Raw genomic sequence first — 3,021 nt, 5'->3', positions numbered from 1 at the left:
AGAAATAAAAAAATATATATAAAATTGTGTTAATTAGTTTTACTGCGTTATTACGTTTTAATTAGGTAAATCAAAATCAACTGAAAACTGGGGGGGAAGTATGCCCACCCCACACCAAAGCTGTAACTCTTGAGGGGTGGGCATCCTGCCCGCCCAGTTTTCAGTTTATTTACATTTACCTACTTACACCGTAAAAACGCAGTAAAACTAATTAACAAAATTTTATATATATTTTTTTATTTATACTAAGCTATTAAAGATATTTATAGGTTTATAATATTTTTTGAAGTAAACTCAGATCAAAAGTAAAAATCTGTGGTTTAGATTTTTCCCAAAGCTAAGCAAAATCCCTGAATAAATTAGAGGCGTTAGGTTATGAGCGTGACTAGTACTGCCAAAGCTAATGATAATGGCAAGACCAAGGGCATTGAGAGCGAAGAAACCGCTAAAGTCAACGGGAAAAAAACAGCTACAGACCCAAAAGAAGGTGAAACCCCAAATATGGAATCAGAAAGTTCGTCAAAGCTAGCGGTTGCGGGAAAAAATCCAGAGTCAACTCTTGCTCTTAGCACCCGTCCCGTGTCTGCGACTGGGTTAGTAGTTCGGGAAACAATCAATTCCTCTGGAATACGTCCGATCGTCGCCAGCGATTTAAAAGTTGTAGAAATGATCAACTCCTCTGGTTTGCGTCCCGTTGCTGCTAGCGATTTGAAAGTTGCTGAGACAGTTAATATTATGGGAATTCGCCCTATAGCTGCTAGTGGTCTGAAAGTTGTGGAAACAATTAACTCGATGGGAATTCGTCCCATTATGGCTAGCACACTGCACATTTCCGAAACAATTATTTTATCTGGAAATCGTCCCGTTGCGGACAATGAAGATCAGGATGCTGGTAATCTTATGGGTTATCTCGATTAGATTAAAACCTAACATCCTCTCTTTTAAATTACTCCCTGTTTCACCTAGAAACGGGTTTTTTTTCGGTTAAATTTCCCTGTGAAAATTCATGATTAGCGATCGCAATTGGAGAATACAATCAAAATAGAATTACCCGAGCGCGAGGTGCTACAATGCCTTCTCCATTTCCAGGGATGAATCCTTATTTAGAAAATCCCCTACTATGGTCAGAAGTACATCATCGCTTGATTAGTGCGATCGCACCTAATCTCAGCCTTCAATATCGAGTAGCGATTGAAAAACGCACCTATCTGAGTGAGGGAGAAGAGTCTGTTATGATAGGCGGTTCATTCACTAAAACAATCACCTTTAACTCTTGGTTAGTCGGCAATTGTTTTAAAATCTCTTCGGGAAAATCGATTTTTCCCTGATTGTTAACTTTGGCAGTGAATTCGTAAGTTTTCATAGTGCTATTTTAATTTCAGAAGATTCTCCCAAAGCTTGGTTTACCACAATCACTTTTCCTTGATTATCAGCTGTTAATTGCTGATTTGCATTGAGTAACTCAATACCATAAATAGTTCCATCTGGTGCTATATCCACATTCATTTCTTCGCTGACTTGAATTGTTTCTACCTGTGCTGTCTTTTCTTGCAGGCTAATATAAGCAATGTTATATCTGGGATCGTAAGTAATTTTCATCTTAGATTTTCCTCAAAAGAATTTAACAATTACAGTAATAACTAACCAATCCTCGTTTTCTTTAACTGTTATAGCCTCAACTTTCTTCATAGCATAAACTTTTCCCTGCCACTCAGCATTGAAAGGAAAATTACACCTAAACCCAGTGCGACCATGTTGAGCCGTAAATGGAGTACCACTTTCCACAGTAGCAATTACTTCTTCCTCAGTTGCACCACGTTCAATTAATCTTACTTGAGCATGAGGATGTAATCTAACGCTGATTCACTTACTTCCTGATAAATATTTAAAGCCCGCTGATGCGGGCTCTATTGAATAATCTCATTCTTAAAGAATGCGGGCAATTAAATTGTAAATTCCTGAGAATTAAACAGTTGCTAATTCAGGAGTAGGACGCTTGCTATTGCGAATACCAGTAATCGCTTCAGCATAATCCTTGGCGTTAAACACCGCAGAACCAGCAACGATCGCATTCGCCCCAGCTTCCAAAACCTGCCATGTATTATTACCCTTCAAACCACCATCAACCTCAATCCAAGGATCTAAACCCCGTTCATCACACATTTGACGTAACTTCTGAATTTTGGGAATCACACCAGGAATAAAACTTTGACCACCAAAACCAGGGTTAACACTCATAATTAGCACCAAATCGCAAAGATCCAGCACATACTCAATTAAATCTAAAGGAGTCGAAGGATTAAGAACCACACCAGCTTGCTTACCTAACTCTTTAATTTGACCCAAAGTGCGGTGCAAATGAGGAGAAGCATTATGTTCAGCGTGAACCGAGATAATATCAGCACCCGCCTTAGCAAAATCCTCCACATACTTTTCTGGTTCCACAATCATCAAATGCACATCTAAAGGCTTTTGAGTATGGGGGCGAACCGCTTGGACAATTAATGGACCGATCGTAATATTAGGAACAAATCGACCATCCATTACATCAACGTGAATCCAATCAGCGCCAGCAGCATCTACAGCGCGAATCTCTTCTCCTAGACGGCTAAAATCAGCTGATAAGATTGAGGGAGCAACAACAATAGGCTTGAGCGTTTGGGTCATCTGTGAAAAATCCTCTCCGAGCGTCCTGCGTTGTAAGCATTTTAACAAAATGTGACACAAGCTCTAATCTAATTGACCAATTTTAGTTGTAGGGTGCTCTACTACCAGAAATCTATATCGACAACATCAGGGTTTGAGTTTCTGACTAGTCGATCAGTTGTAGGGTGCTCTACTACCAGAAATCTATATCGACAACATCAGGGTTTGAGTTTCTGACCGAAAAAAATGGGATGCAAGCCCCGTCCTTGCAGGACGGCTTTAATTATGTTAAGCTAATCGCCGTAGAGGTTTTCCACGTCAGATGATCGTTTTAGAGTTGAAAGCACAAGGGAAAACAACTCAATATAAAGCCAT

The 3,021-nt window shown here is 39.6% G+C and carries 4 protein-coding genes and 1 pseudogene; 2 read left to right on the top strand and 3 right to left on the bottom strand.

Features of this window, described 5'->3' with window-relative positions:
- Positions 1 to 375: 375 nt before the first annotated feature.
- Both ACE1CC_RS18510 and ACE1CC_RS18505 read left to right on the top strand, forming a co-directional pair.
- Entirely contained in the window at positions 376 to 918 is a 543-nt protein-coding gene (locus ACE1CC_RS18510; RefSeq protein WP_413271906.1) for a hypothetical protein, read from the top strand.
- A 152-nt stretch (positions 919 to 1,070) separates the two neighbouring features.
- Positions 1,071 to 1,241 (top strand): annotated as a pseudogene (locus ACE1CC_RS18505) (DUF4058 family protein); the annotation flags it as partial.
- 118 nt (positions 1,242 to 1,359) lie between these two features.
- Here the strand turns inward: ACE1CC_RS18505 and ACE1CC_RS18500 are convergent.
- The 3 genes from ACE1CC_RS18500 to rpe form a co-directional block, all read right to left on the bottom strand.
- Entirely contained in the window at positions 1,360 to 1,599 is a 240-nt protein-coding gene (locus tag ACE1CC_RS18500) for a DUF2283 domain-containing protein (RefSeq protein ID WP_413271904.1), read from the bottom strand.
- Between the two features lie 12 nt (positions 1,600 to 1,611).
- Positions 1,612 to 1,785: a hypothetical protein gene (locus tag ACE1CC_RS18495; protein ID WP_413271903.1), complete on the bottom strand. Its 174-nt coding sequence runs from the start codon at positions 1,783 to 1,785 to the stop codon at positions 1,612 to 1,614.
- 180 nt (positions 1,786 to 1,965) lie between these two features.
- Positions 1,966 to 2,667, bottom strand: coding sequence for a ribulose-phosphate 3-epimerase (rpe, locus tag ACE1CC_RS18490; RefSeq protein WP_413271902.1), 702 nt, complete (start codon positions 2,665 to 2,667; stop codon positions 1,966 to 1,968).
- Positions 2,668 to 3,021: the final 354 nt, after the last annotated feature.

Origin of the sequence: Floridaenema aerugineum BLCC-F46, assembly GCF_041929345.1 — a bacterium.
Lineage (GTDB): Bacteria > Cyanobacteriota > Cyanobacteriia > Cyanobacteriales > Aerosakkonemataceae > Floridanema > Floridanema aerugineum.
Note: the sequence above shows the minus strand (reverse complement) of the source record. Positions and strands in the feature narration are given on the sequence as shown.

Bases quoted from the DNA above. Each gene is read 5' to 3' on its own strand.
- rpe (WP_413271902.1), bottom strand. From the start codon at position 2,667: ATGACCCAAACGCTCAAGCCTATTGTTGTTGCTCCCTCAATCTTATCA.
- ACE1CC_RS18500 (WP_413271904.1), bottom strand. From the start codon at position 1,599: ATGAAAATTACTTACGATCCCAGATATAACATTGCTTATATTAGCCTG.
- ACE1CC_RS18510 (WP_413271906.1), top strand. From the start codon at position 376: ATGAGCGTGACTAGTACTGCCAAAGCTAATGATAATGGCAAGACCAAG.